We start from the raw sequence: 16,975 nt of genomic DNA on the forward strand, positions 1-16,975 counted from the left end.
TTACTTGGTCATTTTGTTGGCGGCCAGGTCCCAGGTCGTGCCCGCCGTGCCTTCCTTGGTGCCGTCGTCTTTCTGCGCGGTGAGTTCCCATTTGATTTTGGTGAAGTTCAGCGACAGGGTTTCCACTGGCTTGCCGCCAGTGCCGCCGCTGACACTGACGTTGGACAGCACGACGTTGGTCAGGGTGTAGATGATGAACGGCATGAGTTTGCCGCTGCCTTCGGCGGCGTTGCGGCCGATGGTGATGACGGCTTGCGGGATTGGCTTGCCGGCGCAGCAATACTCATTGAGGGTGGGGGTGGAGCTGTCGACGAATTTGGTCAGGGTGAATTCGCCGATGTGGGGCCGGCCGGAGGTGCGTTCCGAGTTGCTGACGTCGTTGGTGACCTGCATTGCCACGTTATGGCTGTAGGACATGACCTCGATCTTGTCCGTGAACCCTTCCAGCAGGCTGTCGCCCTTGATGTCGCCGCCGAGGTCGAGAATGATTGCATCCATTGTGTGGAACTCCTGAAGTCGAGTGGATTGTTACCCGATACCGATCCGTTAAAGACGAACGCCGAACCTGTGGCGAGGGGATTTATCCCCGTTGGGCTGCGCAGCAGCCCTAAGCAGTCAGCTCAACTTGCCTGACACACCGGGTTGCTGGTATTCAGGGCCGCTTCGCGCCCCAACGGGGATAAATCCCCTCGCCACAACAAGCCCTCTCGCCATAGGTTTTTATTGATCAGGCCGCCACTGGTGGCGGCAGGGTCGCCACCAGGCGGATCGAGGCAGTCAGTTCCTCCAGCTGGAAGTGCGGCCGCAGGAACACCGTGGCCTTGTAGGCGCCGGGCTTGCCGGCCACTTCCGTCACGTCCACCCGTGCTTCACGCAATGGGTACTGCGCCTTGATCTCTTGCGGCGCGTTGTCGTTGATCAGCACATAGTCGGCGATCCAGTTGTTGAGGTAGGTCTGCACGTTGTCGCGGGTCATGAAACTGCCGACCTTGTCGCGCATGATCACCTTCAGGTAATGGGCGAAACGCGAAGCCGCCAGCACATACGGCAACATCGCCGAGATCCGCGCGTTGGCGTTGGCCTCGTTGGTGTTGTAGAGCTTGGCCTTGTTGGTGGTCTGGCCGCCGAAGAACACCGCCACGTCGCTGTTTTTCTTGTGGCACAAGGAGATGAAGCCCAGATCGTTGAGCTCTTTTTCACGACGGTCGGTGATCGCCACTTCGGTCGGGCATTTGAGCGACAGGTCCCCGGAACTGGTGCGGAAGGTGTGGGCCGGCAGGCCTTCGACCGCGCCACCGCCTTCGGCCCCGCGAATCGCCGCGCACCAGCCATATTTGGCGAAAGCTTCGGTGATCCGTTGCGCCAGCGTCCAGGCGGCATTGCCCCACAGGTATTTGCTGTGGTCGGTGCCGTTGACGTCTTCGACGTAGTTGATGCCTTCCACCGGCAGCGTGTCCGGACCGTACGGCAGGCGCAGCAGGAAGTGCGGCAACACCAGGGACACGTAGCGCGAGTCTTCGCTTTCGCGAAAGGCGCGCCACTTGATCAGCTCCTGGCTCTCGAAAATCTTCGACAGGTCTCGGGGGATCGCCAGTTCGGTGAAGCTGGTCATGTCGAACAACCGCGGGCTGGCGGCGGCAATGAACGGGGCGTGCGCGGCGGCGGCGACGTTCGAGAGTTTTTCCAGCAGGCCGATGTCCTGCGGATGCCGGCCAAAGGTGTAGTCGCCCACCAGCAGGCTGAACGGGTGCCCGCCGAAGGTGCCGTATTCTTCCTCGTAGATCTTCTTGAACAGCGCGCTTTGGTCGAATTCGACGGCTTTTTCCAGGTCGTTCTGCAGTTCTTTCTGCGTGACGTTGAGCAGGCGCAATTTCAGCCGGGTGCTGGTTTCGGTGTTCTGCACCAGCAAGTGCAGGCCGCGCCAGGAGGCTTCGAGTTTTTGCAGGTCGGGGTGGTGCAGCACTTCGTTGAGCTGGGCGCTGATCAACTCGTCGATCTGGCTGATGCGGTCGTTGATCATTGCCACCGTGTCCTTGTCGATGGCCATGCCTTCGTCGAGGACCTGGGTAGCGAATTCGGCCAGCATGTCGCGGGCGTAGTCTTGCTGGCTGTCGTCGTGGGCCATGCGGCCTTCGGCGATGATCTTGTCCAGCAAGGACAGGGTCTGGGTCGTGCTCTCGCTGGTTTGAGCGCTGGATGAAGCAGGCATGGCGTTATCTCCCTTGAATGATGCGCGCGATCAGGCCTGTGGTTCGGCCGGGGCAGGGTCATCGTTGGCGGCGACGGTCGGCAGCTCTTGCGTGGCGTCCTGGGGCCGGGCCGACTTGATCTCCTGCAGGCCTTCGGTGTTGGCGATCACGTCACGCAGCAATTTGTCCAGGTCATCGTTGCCGTCGAGCTTGGTCAGCAAGTCCCGCAGGCGTTGGCGCGCTTCGAACAACCGGCGCAATGGCGTGACCTGCTCGACGACCTTGACCGGGTCGAAGTCGTCGATGTGGCGGAAGTTGAGCTCGATGTTGAGCTTGCTGTCGTCGCCGCTGAGGGTGTTGTTCACCTGCAGCGTGGCTCGGGGGGAGATGGAGGCGAGCACCTCATTGAAATTGTCCCGATCGATTTCCGTGAAGCGCCGCTCGGCGAGCTTGGGCAGCGGGTCCAACGGCTTGCCCGAGAGGTCGGCCAGAATGCCGACGACTAGTGGCAATTCTTTTTTCTCGATGGCGTTGCCGATTTCCACGTCATAGGTGATCTGGACGCGGGGAGGGCGGACTCTGTCGAGCTTGTGCTGGGTACTTTCTGCCATGGCGGCCGACTCCGATGCATGTAGGAAGCAATGCATCGGGCGGCCCGCTCATCGCATTCCCTTGCTGATCCGCAGGTTGCAAATGGAGGGCAGAAAACCTGTCATTCCCTTGACGAACCTGGTCCATTCGACCGTGCTGGTCGAACTATCCAAGACGCTAGAACAGGTCTATAAAAATGCAAGCGAAAACAATTTTTGACCGCTGAGAAAAGGAAGATTCATTTTGCGTGTCTTTTTTTCCGGATTTTTTTGAGCCTGACGCTCACCGGTTGCTCGCTTTTTGCCCCCAGTGTCGATCTGGACAGCCTGACCCTGGACGTCGCGCCCCGGGCCAATGACGACACGCCGATCGCGGTGGATTTCATCGCGGTGAACGACCCGGACCTGCTCAAGCAGCTGTCAGGCATCACCGCCAGCCAATGGTTTGCCGAGCGCGAACAGTTCCAGCGCGACTATCGTCAACTCATGGCGGTGTGGGGGCTGGAGCTGGTGCCGGGGCAATTCATCGACCGCCAACCCTTCCCATTGGAGGGCCGGCGCGCCGCTGGACTTTTGGTCTTCGCCAGCTATAACACTCCCGGAGCGCACCGGCTTCGGCTGGACGATCAGCGCAAGGCCTGGCTGAAGTTCGACAGTCGCGAGATGACCCTCGTCAACGATGGCCAGCGCGACGACAGTCAACCTTGAGTAAACCGCGGGCCGCCCTGCGCGGCGACACTGGGATGTCGAAGGGAGTCGTATGAGTCTGTTACCTGACGCGGTGTGCTGGCATGAGGGCATGCAATTGCTGCCCCAGCATTTTCAACTGCAAGGGCTGCGTGCCGAGGCCCTGGCCGCGCATTTCGCCGGCGCCTGCAATCCTTGGTTCTGGGGCGTCAGCCAGTTGGAAGTCGACCCGTCGGCCCTCAGCGCCGGCCAGGTACGGCTGCTGCAACTGCAAGGCACCTTGCCGGACGGCTTGCCGGTCAACCTGCAGGCGGGCGTCGGGCCGTCCCTGGAGCTGGACATCACCGAGGCCATCGACAAGACCGCCGATGCCACCGTGACCATTTACCTGGCCGTCAGCCCCCTGTGGCGCGCCGGGCAACTGCTGCCACTCAAGGGCCGTTTGCAATCGGTGGTCGGCGAGGCGTTGCCGGACCTGACCAGCGGTGAATTTCCCGAGTCGATCACCGTCTGGCGACCCAACCCGAGGCTGTGCACGCAACTGAGCAAAGCCGATTCGATCTGCCTGCCGCTGCTGCGCATCCGCAAGGAGGGCGGTGGTTTCTGGCGCGTGCCCTACACGCCACCGACGCCAATCCTGTTGCCGGAGTCGGCCCTCGGTCGACGGGTCGCCGGGGTGTGTGCCCGGGCCCGGGAAAAATGCATGTTTCTCGCCGGTCGCTTGCGTCAGGCCCAGGCGGCCGGCAACCAGGACGATGCCATGGAGATCCGTCGGCAGTTGACCGCCTTGTGGGCCCGCTTGCCGGAAGTCGAGGGCGCACTGAACACCCGGGTGGCGACGCCCCAGGCACTCTACGGTTTGCTGCTGGGGCTGGCCGGGAGCTGGTCGGCCCTCGATCCGTTGGCGGGCGTCCCGGCCTTCGCACCGCTGGATTTCCTTGAGTTGCAGCGGGGCTACGAGCCGTTGCTGGACTGGCTGGAAACCACCCTGGAACTGGTTCGCGCCGGCTATCGCAGCCTGGCCTTCGAGCGCAACGAACAGGTCTTCTCGATCCAGTTGCCGGACGATCAGCCGGATCAACGCCTGGTGATCGGTCTGCGCATGCCCAACGGTGCCAGCGAGCAAGCGGCGGCCGACTGGTTGCGCGGGGCGATCATCGCGTCGGCGCGGCACGTACCGCTGCTGAGCCGGCAACGCATGAGCGGTTTGCCCCATCAGGCCATGAGCCGCAACGAACAGGTGGCCTACAGCGTCGGCGACGACACCCGTTTGTTCGTGGTGGCTGCCAGCGGGCAATGGTTCGACGGGCAGTTGCCTCTGCACATCGTGGCGCCGGCATCGGCCCAGGCCAGCAGCCCGTGGCAAGTGGTGTTGTTCGTGGCGCAAGCCAGTGAAAGTGCCTGATCGCAAAAGGGGAGTCGTATGCCTGACGGAAGTGGCGGGGCGGTTCGGAGTCTGCATGAGGCGCCGCTGAGCAGCGCTTTTCGCCAAGCCTGGTTGAAGTGGTCCCAGGAGTGGCAAGACTTGCCCAAGGACAGCGACCCCGCAGTATTGGTCAATCGGGTGGTGGAGTTTTCCGGGCGCAGCGCCCAGCGCCTGTGGCGGGTAGCCTTCGCCACCGTCGGCGATGCGGCCACCGAGCAGGTCAAGGCGCTGGTCTATGCCTTCGTGGCGCTGGTGGACGAAACCCTGCTGTTCAGCCCCTGGCCCGGGCAACTGGCCTGGCAGCAGCACCCCCTCGAATCACGCATGTATGCCAGTCGCCAGGCGGGCGAGCGCTTGCCGGCGGCGATCAAGAAATTGCTGGACGAGCAGATGCCCGGTACCCGGGACCTGGCGAATGTCTACTTGCAGTGCCTGATCCTGGGGTTCCAGGGGCGACTGCGTGGCGAGCCCGGCCAGCTCCAGCAGGCTAAATGGCGCGCGGCGCTATTCACCTTTGCCTGGCAACACGACCCCGATTACGTCGATGTCAGCCAGCGTCTGGCGTTGGCTGCGGCGGCACCGCCGGTGCGCATGCCGGTGCAGCAGTCGTTGCCGGACGGCTTGCGCCTGGGGCTGGCGATCCTGGCAATGGTGTTGTTGCTCACCGGCCTGGGGCAGGTGTTCTGGCGTGACATTCGCCTGGAGCTCGAACCGGTGCTGCAACTGGGCGAATCAGTGGTTCAGGAGCAGGATTCATGAGCACCTTGAACATCGTCGTCCTGGTGTTGCTCGCCATCGTCGTGGTGTTGTCGGTCGCGGCCCTGATCTGGTGGCTACGGACCCAGGGCGGGGCGGCCATCCGCAGTTTCTATGGTGCGGTGCGTCACATGGAGCAGGAGCAGGGCACCCGCGACCGCTATCAGATGCCCTGGCTGATGATGCTCGGCAACGAAACCGACGGTGCCCAACTGTGTACCCAGTGGCGCTTGCAACCGACCGACAAGGTGGCCTGGTTCGGGCGTTGGTTTTGCGATGCCGAAGGCGCGGTGCTGGTGGTGCCCCAGGCGCTGTTCCTGCCCGATGAAGGCATGAACCGGCAGCGGGGCAACTGGTGGCGCCTGCTCGGGCTGATGTTGCGCTTGCGCAGCAAGCGGCCATTGGATGCGGTGATCTGGACCGTGCCGTTCAGTACCCTTGATGACATCGAGCACACCACCGAGCTGAGCCTCAAGGTCCGGCGCTGCTTCATCGACCTTCTGCAACGCTTCGGCCTCAGCCTGCCGGTGTATGTGGTGATCACCGGGATGGAAGAACTGCCCGGGTTCCAGGAACTGGTCAGCGCGCTGCCCGCCGAGGCGCGGGAGTCGATGCTGGGCTGGTCGTCGCCGTATTTGCCGGACGCGGCGTGGCAGTCGCAGTGGAGTGACCAGGCGCTGGACCAGGTCAACGCGGCACTGTCGCAGTCGATCATCGAGATCGGTGCGCTGTCGGGACAATTGGGCACCGATCTTTATGGCTTGCCGGAGCGTTTCGAAAGCTTGCGGCGGGCCTTGCAGATCCTGCTGGAGCCGGTGTTCCAAGGCAACGCCCAAGGCGAAGCGCCGCGTTTTCGCGGGGTGTATTTCACCGCCAGCCAGGCGCCGGCCGTCAGCGGCGACGGTTTGACCGCCGCCGACAGCGCCCAGCGGCAAACCGTGTTCGCCCGGCAGTTGTGGTCGCGGCGGCTGGTGGCCGAACGTGGCCTGGCCCAGCCGGTGCCACGGCTGTTGCGCTTGCGCCAGCGCGGGCATCGCTTGGCCGCGGCGGCGGCGTTGGTGGTGGGCCTGGTCTGGCTGGGGAGCATGGTCTGGGTCTGGCACGATTCGGTGGAAGAAGCCGAGGGACTGTCGCGGTTGATCCTCGGCGCCCATAAGAACCACCTGGTGGTCGACCCTGACGAACCGCAACTGGAGCCGACCCGGCACAACGTGCAGAACTACTGGAACGTGCTGGAAAAAGCCCCACGCTGGCGCTTCGTCTCGGTGGCCTTTCCCACCTCGTGGTTCTCTTCCGTGGACACGCAACTGGAGAATGGCTTGCGCCTGACCGCCCGGCATCATTGGATATTGCCGTTGCGGGATTTGTTGAACGCCGACCTGGAACAGCTCAAGTCCATCCGTAACACCGAGCGGCGGGGCAACGTCGAGAGCGAAGACCCGGCGCAATGGCAGAGCTACGTGAAGGCCAAGGCACTGGTGGACCTGGCGGTGCGCCTGGAACAGCATAACCAGATGTTCAGCCAGGTGGTGAACGATCCCAAGGCGCCGCTGGACGAACTGGTGCAACTGAGCAATACCGCGTTGTCCCTGGGCCTCAACACCGGCACCTTGAGCCGCGCCCATTTCTACAACCGGGTGCTGTTCGATGCCCAGAACAGCGATTTGAAAGGGCTGGACCTGAACGCCGCGCGCCCGGTGATCGCCGATAACTTCACCGGCCTGATGCAGCGCTGGCTGGACCATTACTTTCTGGCGGACAACTTCGTGCGCCAGGCCGGTTATCTCAAGCTGCACCTGCAACAGCTGGAGGCCGGCAGCGGCAATTCCTTGAGCGAACTCGAAGACCTGATGGCGCTGATCGACGATTTGCAGACGCTGGTCAGCCTGACCAATTCGGCCTGGGGCCGAGGCAAGGGCCAGGATTTGGTACCCGGCTACAGCCAGATGCTGGACAAGGTCAGTCACAGCGCTTTGCTGGGGCCGGATATCGAGCAGGACCTGGAGAGCCAGGCGGCGAAGTTGCAGCAGAGTTTTCGCGACCAGTGGATCGTCCAAACCGGTTCCCGAGACAACCTGCTGGTGCAACAGGGCAGTGGCTTGCTGGTCCTGCAGGATCATGTCACGGCACTGGACGGTGCGGTGCAGGCGTTGTTCAAGCGCGACTTCGTGGCGTTGGCCCTGCAGAAGGCCCCGTCGGACAGTAACCCCGATGCGATGGGCCAGGGTAATGGCGGCGATGATTTCAGCGTCGCGCTGAACTACTTCGCCAGCTACAAGAGCTATGCCAGTGAAGAACTGCCGCGCATTCCGCCGGATTACCGTGACGCGCTGATGCAGGCCGCCGAAGGGGCCGCCGCACAGGCCATGTGGTTGAGCCTGGATGAAAGCGAGGAGTCGTTGCCCGGCATGGGCTTCAACGTGCAAACGGCCCAGGCCGTGGCGTTGCAAAAAGCCTTCATGGATGTGCACCGCGGCGACCTGGCGATCCGTTTCCAGCGTCTGCTCAATCGCCGGGCATTGGCGCAGATCAAGAGTGGCCTGGACGAAATCGATGCCCAGCCGCTGTTCAGCCAGCGGGCCGATATCCAGCGCTGGGATGGTTCGAAAAACTTCGGCTTGCAGCTCTACGGTGCCAGCGATCCACAAGACTTGAAGCTGAGCCTGAGCCAGCAATTCGGCGTGATGCTGCAGGTCGCCGAGCAACGAATGCCTGCCCTGGAATGGCTGATCGTCCAGCAGGACAACCTGTCGGCCCTGGAGCACGACCAGGTGGCGCGTTTCATGGCCCTCAACGATGAGTTGCTCAAGTACAAGAACCAGAACCCTGCCAGTTCGGCGGCCCAATTGGAGCAATTGGTGAGCCGGGATTTTATCGCCATGGACACCACCTCCTGCGCGCAGATCTTGCAGACCTCCAGCCTGCCCAGCGGGCGCGGTGACCTGGCCCAGCGCACGATCGCCTTGCAGCAGGGTGCCCTGCAACGCTGCCTGTACCTGCAACAGAACCAGGCGGCGACCGCCTGGAATGACCTGGCCAACTATTTCAATCAGTACCTGGCCGGGCGTTTTCCGTTTGCCCAGGATGCGCGAGCCAGCGATGCCGACCCGGCGCGGGTTCAGCACCTGCTGGAACTGATCGACACGCGCCTGCCTCTGGCCCAGGCCGGGTTGGCGTTGAGCCAGACGCCGGAGCGGCTGGCGGCCGAGGATTTTCTCAACCGTTTGAAACAGGCCGGCACCTGGCTCGGGCCGCTGTTCGTGCGTGACAAGAGTGGCATTCTGGGCGTGGAGATGGACGTGCGCTGGCGCACCGATCGTGATGAAGAGCGCGGCGCCGACCAGGTGATCGCCTGGGGCCTGAACGCCGGCAACCAGCAGATCAGCTACCCCGGAGGCAGCCAGCAGAACCTGCGCTGGATGGTGGGTCAGCCCGTGAGTCTGACCTTGCGCTGGGCCCGTAACGGGTACCAGCGTCCGGCCAACGACCCCTTGCAACCGAACCTGGTGGTGCGCGACCTGGAGGCCGGTTGGCAGTACCAGGGGCCCTGGTCATTACTGCGCCTGATGCGCTCGCTGGGGGCGGCCCAGCGCCAGCCGAATGTCGACTACACTGATTTTCCCCTGGCCCTGCAACTGCCGGTCACTGCCCAGACCCAGGCCCGCACGGCGGAGCGGACACTGATGTTCGTGCGCCTGTCGTTGATGAGCCAGGGCTCCAAGCTGCCGTTGTCGATCCCGCCGCTGCCGACGCGGGCACCCCGTTCACCTTTCATGGCGACCGCATCGAGCCCCGCCATCGCCACCCGTGAGGAGGGCCTGTGAGCTTGCCGATATCACCTTTGCCCGAGCTGGTCACTCAGTTGCTCGAGCCGATCAGTACCGAGTCGCCCTGTGGCGAGGACCTGCGCTACGCGCCGGAATACGACCAATTGCGTGAGTTGCGCCGGGAGGACGACACCAGCTTGCCTACCGGTGTGTGGCAGTCTTCGATCAAGCGTGCCCTGTGGCCGGATCTGGAACGGCTCGCGACCACGCTGCTGCTGGAGCGCAGCAAAGACTTGATGATCAGTGCCTGGCTGGGAGAGGCCTGGTTGCATAGGGCCGGGGTGGAGGGGTTGCCGGGCAGCCTGGCGCTGGTGGCGGGGTTGTGTGAACGCTATTCGGAGCAGTTGCATCCCCTGGCCGATGAAGGCGACCAGTCGTGGCGGGTGATCCCGCTGGAGTGGCTGGCCCGTCGCTACAGCGAAGTGTTGCTGACGCGGGTGCCATTGCTCGATGGCCGGGACCCGGATTTTTCCAGTTTTTGCCTGGACGACTGGCAACGCTTGCAACGTCAGCAGGTGTTGGTCAACGACAGCAAGAACGCCAAGGCGTCGGCGGAAGCGGCGCGCAACGACCACAAGAAACTCAGCGAACTGATTCGCAGCACCCCCTTGTCGTTCTGGTTGCATCGCCAGGGCAGCCTGATGTTGAGCCTGCAGCACCTGCAACGGCTCGAAGCCTGGAGCGACGCTTACCTGGGCAACCTGGCCCCGGGCTACAAATCCCTGCAGGACGTGATGCAGGCGTTGCTGACACTGGTAGAGGAGTTCATCGCGATGCACCCACAGCAACCCACCGTCGTGCCGGTGCAAGCGTCCCCGGCGGCGACATCGACACCTCAACCGCAGGCGGCCCCTGCCCAGGTCTTCCTGGAGCCGGCCAATCGTGAAGAGGCCTATCGACAGCTACTGGTGATCGCCGGCTACCTGGCCCGTACCGAGCCTCACAGCCCGGTGCCTTACCTGATCCGGCGCGGCGTGGAGTGGGGCAACAAGCCGTTGAGCGAGTTGCTGGGGGAACTGATCAGTGCCGATGCCGAATCCCGGCGGTTGTGGACCTTGCTGGGGGTGCTTTAACGCTGCGCGTCGGGTAGCGGCACCGGGGTCAATACCGGTTTTCCGGCAAAGAACGCGTTCAGGTTCTGGCCCACCAACTCCACCGTGCCCCGCGTCGCTTCCGGCGACAGGCCGGCCACATGAGGCGTCAGTACGACGTTGGGCAGGTGTTTCAGCGCCTCCGGCACGTCGGGCTCGTGATCGAACACGTCCAGGGCCGCACCGGCGATTCGCCGCTGTTCCAGGGCGCTGACCAGATCGGCGGTGGCGACCACACTGGCGCGGGCGATGTTCACCAGGAAACCATGGGGGCCCAGGGCGTCGAGGGCCTGTTTGTTGATCAACTGCCGGGTATCCAGGCCGCCCGGCGTGGCGACGATCAGGAAGTCCGAGACCCGGGCCAGTTCGGTGGGCGTGGCGCAGAAGGTATAGGGCACGTCATTGCGCATCCGGCGATTGTGGTAGCTGACGCTCATGTCGAAGCCGAGGGCGGCCCGCTTGGCGATCGCCATGCCCACTGCGCCCAGGCCCAGCACGCCCAAGCGTTTGCCGGCCAGGGAAGGGCGCATGACCTTGGCCCATTCGCCGCGGCGCACACTCGCATCGGCCCGGGGGATGTCGCGCACAAGCGCCAGCAGCAGCGCCATGGCATGGTCGGCCACCGACGACGCGTTGACCCCGGCGCCGTTGGTCACCACGATGCCCCGCTGGCGTGCGGCCTGCAGGTCCACCTGCTCGTAGCCGGCGCCGATCACGCAGATGATTTGCAGGTTGGGCAGGGCGGCGATTTCTTCCGCCGTCAAACCCAGGGGGCCGCGGGTCAGTACCGCGCTGAAGCGTTCACCGTGTTCGAAAATCGCTGTCTTGCGTTCGGCCGGCGTGGGCGCCAATTCCAGGTGGTAACCCTGCCGCTCGAGAATCGGCAGGTATTCATTGACGGTTTCAACCAGTACCAGAACGGTTGCGGTCATGCTGGGCTCCTGTGGGCGCTGGATCGATTGCGGTATTCAACCTGATTGTAGGAGCCGGGGGCAGGGGGGCTTGGCTTTTTATGTGCATTTCGGTTGCTGCGTCGTTCGTGTGGGAGCGAACTTGCTCGCGATGGCGGCCTTGCAGCTTGACCGGGAACATATCCATTGCTGCGGTAACGGCTGCTTAGGGTTCCGCCCTGACGGCGGCTCACTTTTGAAAAGCGCAAAAGTAAGCAAAACGCTTTTGCCGGTATGACTCACCCACATGGGTTACAAATCAGTTCACGCACATAGGTAACAGTTTTTAACTGGCATGGTCGATTTCGCGAGGATTTGACCATGCCTTGGAGAGAGCTGAAACCTATGGACCTCAAAGTGATGTTCATCGCTGAATATCTGTCTGAAAAGCACAGCTTTAGCCGGCTGTGCCAGGACTATCAGATCAGCCGAAAGACCGGCTACAAGTGGGTTGAGCGCTATGAACTGGAGGGCCCCAGTGGGCTCGACGAGCGCAGTCGCCGACGGCACAACCAAACCTATGTGGTGCCGCTGGTTGTGAGACAAGCAATCATTGAGCTTCGCTCTACTGGCGAGACGGTTCCGGGGCCTAAAAAGATCCAGAGCGACCTGATAAAGCGTTTTCCGGGGCAGGATCCGCCGTCGAAAACGACCATCTACAACATCCTTAAGGCAGCGGACTTGATCGCGCCTCGGCCGTTGCGCCGGCGTGTCGCTGTCTACCCCAAACCTTTGCGTAAGGCCGAAACGCCTAACCAGCTCTTCAGTGCAGATTACAAAGGCCAATTTCTCACCGGCGCGGGTGTCTGGTGCTATCCGCTGACGATCATGGACCATGCCAGTCGCTTCTTACTTGCCTGCGAGAGCATGGCTAACACCAATCTCAAGGAGACCCAGCAAACCTTCGAGCGCGTTTTTCGGGAATATGGGATGCCTGAGCGCATCCGCACCGATAACGGCGTGCCGTTTGCCAGTACGGGTCGTGCGGGGCTGTCGCAGTTGTCGATCTGGTGGCTACGCCTTGGGATTATCCCCGAGCGAATTGAGCCCGGTCGGCCAGATCAAAATGGGCGTCATGAGCGTATGCACCGGACGTTGAAAAGTACGCTTCCCAAACCACCAGCCGTTGCCTGGGAGGCCCAGCAAAAACACTTTGATCGATTTATGCAGCACTACAATCACGAGCGGGGACACGAGGCGCTCGGCCAGCAAACCCCGGCCTCCTGCTATACACCCTCAACCCGAGCTTACCCGGAAAAATTACCGGAAATGGGGTATGCGAGCCATGTTGAGTGTTACCTGGCTGATAGTTGCGGAATCATTAGTCGAGATGGTCTGCGGATATACGTGGGGAACCTGCTCAGGCATCAAACTATTGGAATGGAGATGATCAAAGACGGAGTATGGAATGTGATCTTCGGCCCGGTGATCCTAGGTCACGTCAATGCCAGGGACGCAAAGAACGGCTACGTTTCAATCAAAGTGTCACCTATGTGAATGCACTTTTTTGTAACCCATGTGGTTGTCCCGTACATGCCCCACCACTCGGCGCCTCGCCTAGGCTCGGCATGCCCGAACGCAGGCATTGCTCCGTGGGCCCACTCCACAATGCCTGCGTTCGGCCAGCGTGGTTAACGGGGCGCCCGAGATCAACGTCCACCACGAGGCGGCCCGATAGCCGACCTGGTTCTGGGTGACCGCGTTCCTTCTGTGGGAGCGGGCTTGTTCGCGAAAGCGGCCTTGCAGCCGACCTATTTCTCCGGTTGCATCCCGATCCAATGTGGGAGCGAGCCTGCTCGCGAAGACGGCCTGACAGCCGACCAGTCTCTGGCGGTTGTACTTCAAACCAACTGTGGGAGCGAGCTTGCTCGCGATGGCGATGGCACATCCAGCATGAATGTCGACTGATTCTCCGCCATCGCGAGCAAGCTCCCCACAGGGAATGCAGGGAGATACAGGGACAATTTTTATGACAGTGATCTGATCCGCATAGCCACTCCTCAGCTAAGTCTTTGCTTCTGCTCGTGAATCCCGGACAATCGCGCCCCTGTTTCGGCCAGGGCGCTGCCTGTCGGGGTTTTCCGACTCGTCCTGGCCGGGTGCATGTGACCGGAAAGCGGAGATCCGACCGGATGAATGATCAGGCCAATAGCGTCGAAGAGCGCTTTGAAACGACAGTCCCAGCCACCCTCAGCCAATGGAGTCGCCAGGACACCACCTGGATGCTGGGTCTGTTTGGCACCGCCATCGGTGCAGGCACTCTGTTCTTACCCATCAATGCGGGCCTGGGCGGCTTTTGGCCGCTGCTGATCCTGGCGCTGCTGGCGTTCCCCATGACGTTCTATGCCCACCGGGGCCTGACCCGTTTCGTGTTGTCCGGTCGCGACGGCGCGGACATCACCGAGGTAGTGGAAGAACATTTCGGCCTCAAGGCCGGTGCGCTGATCACGCTTTTGTATTTCTTTGCCATTTTCCCGATCTTGCTGATCTACAGCGTGGCGCTGACCAATACGGTGGGCAGTTTCCTGGAACATCAGTTGCACATCCAACCGCCCCCTCGGGCCGTGCTGTCCCTGGTGTTGATCCTCGGTCTGTTGGCGGTGGTCCGCTGTGGCGAGCAGGCGATCGTCAAGGCCATGAGCCTGATGGTCTATCCGTTCATCGTGGCGTTGCTGTTCCTGGCGGTGTTCCTGGTTCCCCACTGGAGCGGCGGCATCCTGAGCACGGCGTCGACGCCGCCTGCACCTTCGGCGTTGTTGCATACCTTGTGGCTGGCGATCCCGGTGATGGTGTTCTCGTTCAACCACTCGCCGATCATCTCCGCGTTTGCGGTGGACCAGAAACGTCGTTACGGCGATCACGCCGAGGCGCGCAGTTCGCAGATCCTGTCCCGCGCCCATGTGCTGATGGTGGTGATGGTGCTGTTCTTCGTGTTCAGCTGCGTGCTGACCCTGACCCCGGCGCAGTTGGCCGAGGCCAAGGCGCAGAACCTGTCGATCCTGTCGTACCTGGCCAATCACTTCAGCAACCCGACCATCGCCTTTGCCGCGCCGTTGATTGCGTTTGTCGCCATCTCCAAATCGTTCCTGGGGCACTACATCGGCGCCAGCGAAGGCCTCAAGGGCCTGATCGTCAAGAGCGGCCGCCGCCCGGCACCCAAGACCCTGGACCGCCTCACCGCCGCGTTCATGCTGGTGGTGTGCTGGATCGTCGCTACCCTCAACCCGAGCATCCTGGGCATGATTGAAACCCTGGGTGGGCCGGTTATCGCGGCTATCCTGTTCCTGATGCCTATGTATGCCATTCGCAAAGTCCCGGCCATGGCTCGTTATCGTGGTCAGGCTTCGAATGTCTTCGTTACGTTGGTGGGTTTGGTGGCGATTACAGCGTTGGTCTATTCCTTCTTGGCGTAGGCTTTTTTGTGGGGGCGGGAATTTTTGAGGTCAGTGTGCATATCCGTTGCTACGGTAACGGCGACTTATGGTTCCGCTCTTACAGCGAGTCACTTTTGAAGAGCGCAAAAGTAACCAAAACGCTTTTGCCCCACCACTCGGCACCTCGCCTAGGCTCGGTGTGCCTGAACGAAGGCATTGCTCCGTGGGCCCGCCGCGAAGGGCCATCCATGGCCCAGCGCGGCTAACCCGGCATCCATGCCGGGTTGCCCACTGCGCAATACCTTCGTTCAGCCAGCGTGGTTAACGGGGCGCCCGAGATCAACGTCCACCGCGAGGCGGCCTTAGAGCCGACCTGGCTCTTTTGGTCGTACACCCGTCAGATCTGTGGGAGCAAAGCTTGCTCGCGATAGCGGTGGTTCAGCCACATAGATGCTGGCATGTATCCCGCTCTTGCTCTTGCTCTTGCTCTTGCTCTTGCTCTTGCTCTTGCTCTTGCTTTAGATCTTGATCTGGACGCCCCGTTAAACCACGCTGGCCGAACGCAGGCATTGCGTAGTGGGTACCTCGGCATGGATGCCGAGGTAGCCGCGCTGGGCCATGGATGGCCCTTCGCGGCGGGCCCACGGAGCAATGCCGGAGTGAGGGCATGCCGAGCCTAGGCGAGGCACCGAGTGGTGGGGCATGTACGGGACAACCACATGGGTTACAAAAAAGTGCATTCACATAGGTGACACTTTGATTGAAACGTAGCCGTTCTTTGCGTCCCTGGCATTGACGTGACCTAGGATCACCGGGCCGAAGATCACATTCCATACTCCGTCTTTGATCATCTCCATTCCAATAGTTTGATGCCTGAGCAGGTTCCCCACGTATATCCGCAGACCATCTCGACTAATGATTCCGCAACTATCAGCCAGGTAACACTCAACATGGCTCGCATACCCCATTTCCGGTAATTTTTCCGGGTAAGCTCGGGTTGAGGGTGTATAGCAGGAGGCCGGGGTTTGCTGGCCGAGCGCCTCGTGTCCCCGCTCGTGATTGTAGTGCTGCATAAATCGATCAAAGTGTTTTTGCTGGGCCTCCCAGGCAACGGCTGGTGGTTTGGGAAGCGTACTTTTCAACGTCCGGTGCATACGCTCATGACGCCCATTTTGATCTGGCCGACCGGGCTCAATTCGCTCGGGGATAATCCCAAGGCGTAGCCACCAGATCGACAACTGCGACAGCCCCGCACGACCCGTACTGGCAAACGGCACGCCGTTATCGGTGCGGATGCGCTCAGGCATCCCATATTCCCGAAAAACGCGCTCGAAGGTTTGCTGGGTCTCCTTGAGATTGGTGTTAGCCATGCTCTCGCAGGCAAGTAAGAAGAGACTGGCATGGTCCATGATCGTCAGCGGATAGCACCAGACACCCGCGCCGGTGAGAAATTGGCCTTTGTAATCTGCACTGAAGAGCTGGTTAGGCGTTTCGGCCTTACGCAAAGGTTTGGGGTAGACAGCGACACGCCGGCGCAACGGCCGAGGCGCGATCAAGTCCGCTGCCTTAAGGATGTTGTAGATGGTCGTTTTCGACGGCGGATCCTGCCCCGGAAAACGCTTTATCAGGTCGCTCTGGATCTTTTTAGGCCCCGGAACCGTCTCGCCAGTAGAGCGAAGCTCAATGATTGCTTGTCTCACAACCAGCGGCACCACATAGGTTTGGTTGTGCCGTCGGCGACTGCGCTCGTCGAGCCCACTGGGGCCCTCCAGTTCATAGCGCTCAACCCACTTGTAGCCGGTCTTTCGGCTGATCTGATAGTCCTGGCACAGCCGGCTAAAGCTGTGCTTTTCAGACAGATATTCAGCGATGAACATCACTTTGAGGTCCATAGGTTTCAGCTCTCTCCAAGGCATGGTCAAATCCTCGCGAAATCGACCATGCCAGTTAAAAACTGTTACCTATGTGCGTGAACTGATTTGTAACCCATGTGGGTGAGTCATACCGGCAAAAGCGTTTTGCTTACTTTTGCGCTCTTCAAAAGTGAGCCGCTGTAAGAGCGGAACCGCCAGCAGCCGTTACCGC

Annotated in this window: 12 protein-coding genes and 1 pseudogene; 8 read left to right on the forward strand and 5 right to left on the reverse strand. The window is 61.6% G+C overall.

All coding sequences use genetic code 11. The features are described 5' to 3' along the window. From AB4N80_RS17815 to tssB, 3 genes are all read right to left on the reverse strand, one after another. A complete protein-coding gene (locus tag AB4N80_RS17815) occupies window positions 1-498 on the reverse strand; it encodes an Hcp family type VI secretion system effector (protein ID WP_046063980.1) in 498 nt (165 codons plus the stop codon). A 229-nt stretch (window positions 499-727) separates the two neighbouring features. Next, complete coding sequence (gene tssC, locus AB4N80_RS17820; protein ID WP_030142660.1) at window positions 728-2,209, reverse strand: type VI secretion system contractile sheath large subunit; 1,482 nt, start codon at window positions 2,207-2,209, stop codon at window positions 728-730. A gap of 30 nt (window positions 2,210-2,239) precedes the next feature. Then, window positions 2,240-2,800, reverse strand: coding sequence for a type VI secretion system contractile sheath small subunit (gene tssB, locus AB4N80_RS17825; protein WP_122565660.1), 561 nt, complete (start codon window positions 2,798-2,800; stop codon window positions 2,240-2,242). 243 nt (window positions 2,801-3,043) lie between these two features. Between tssB and AB4N80_RS17830 the strand changes: the two genes are divergently transcribed. The 5 genes from AB4N80_RS17830 to tssA are packed head-to-tail and all read left to right on the forward strand — an operon-like array spanning window position 3,044 to window position 10,548. After that, window positions 3,044-3,487 (forward strand): type VI secretion protein, encoded by a 444-nt coding sequence (locus AB4N80_RS17830; protein WP_460096112.1) that lies wholly within the window; start codon window positions 3,044-3,046, stop codon window positions 3,485-3,487. A gap of 52 nt (window positions 3,488-3,539) precedes the next feature. Beyond that, window positions 3,540-4,871: a type VI secretion system baseplate subunit TssK gene (gene tssK / locus AB4N80_RS17835; RefSeq protein WP_122565657.1), complete on the forward strand. Its 1,332-nt coding sequence runs from the start codon at window positions 3,540-3,542 to the stop codon at window positions 4,869-4,871. An 18-nt stretch (window positions 4,872-4,889) separates the two neighbouring features. After that, on the forward strand, window positions 4,890-5,651 hold the full coding sequence (locus tag AB4N80_RS17840) for a DotU family type IV/VI secretion system protein (RefSeq protein WP_122565656.1): 762 nt from the start codon (window positions 4,890-4,892) through the stop codon (window positions 5,649-5,651). Further along, a complete protein-coding gene (locus AB4N80_RS17845) occupies window positions 5,648-9,472 on the forward strand; it encodes a type VI secretion protein IcmF/TssM N-terminal domain-containing protein (protein WP_122565655.1) in 3,825 nt (1,274 codons plus the stop codon). The genes AB4N80_RS17840 and AB4N80_RS17845 overlap by 4 nt, the downstream gene beginning before the upstream one ends. Next, window positions 9,469-10,548 carry a type VI secretion system protein TssA gene (tssA, locus tag AB4N80_RS17850; protein WP_354337063.1) on the forward strand — a complete coding sequence of 360 codons (1,080 nt, stop codon included), beginning with the start codon at window positions 9,469-9,471 and terminating at the stop codon, window positions 10,546-10,548. Before AB4N80_RS17845 ends, tssA begins: the two co-directional genes overlap by 4 nt. On the opposite strand, the gene AB4N80_RS17855 is transcribed toward tssA, so the two are convergent. Further along, complete coding sequence (locus tag AB4N80_RS17855; RefSeq protein WP_354337061.1) at window positions 10,545-11,498, reverse strand: 2-hydroxyacid dehydrogenase; 954 nt, start codon at window positions 11,496-11,498, stop codon at window positions 10,545-10,547. The genes tssA and AB4N80_RS17855 overlap by 4 nt on opposite strands. A 339-nt stretch (window positions 11,499-11,837) precedes the next feature. Between AB4N80_RS17855 and AB4N80_RS17860 the strand changes: the two genes are divergently transcribed. From AB4N80_RS17860 to AB4N80_RS17870, 3 genes and pseudogenes are all read left to right on the forward strand, one after another. Then, complete coding sequence (locus AB4N80_RS17860; protein WP_122567194.1) at window positions 11,838-13,013, forward strand: integrase core domain-containing protein; 1,176 nt, start codon at window positions 11,838-11,840, stop codon at window positions 13,011-13,013. Between the two features lie 635 nt (window positions 13,014-13,648). Beyond that, window positions 13,649-14,929, forward strand: a complete 1,281-nt coding sequence (locus AB4N80_RS17865; RefSeq protein WP_354337059.1) for a serine/threonine transporter — start codon at window positions 13,649-13,651, stop codon at window positions 14,927-14,929. A 233-nt stretch (window positions 14,930-15,162) separates the two neighbouring features. Then, window positions 15,163-15,252, forward strand: a pseudogene (locus AB4N80_RS17870) (nucleoid-structuring protein H-NS); the annotation flags it as partial. Window positions 15,253-15,630: 378 nt separating this feature from the next. Here the strand turns inward: AB4N80_RS17870 and AB4N80_RS17875 are convergent. Continuing rightward, window positions 15,631-16,806, reverse strand: coding sequence for an integrase core domain-containing protein (locus tag AB4N80_RS17875; protein WP_460078108.1), 1,176 nt, complete (start codon window positions 16,804-16,806; stop codon window positions 15,631-15,633). Window positions 16,807-16,975: the final 169 nt, after the last annotated feature.

The sequence above is a fragment of the Pseudomonas sp. H3_A02 genome, assembly GCF_054671965.1.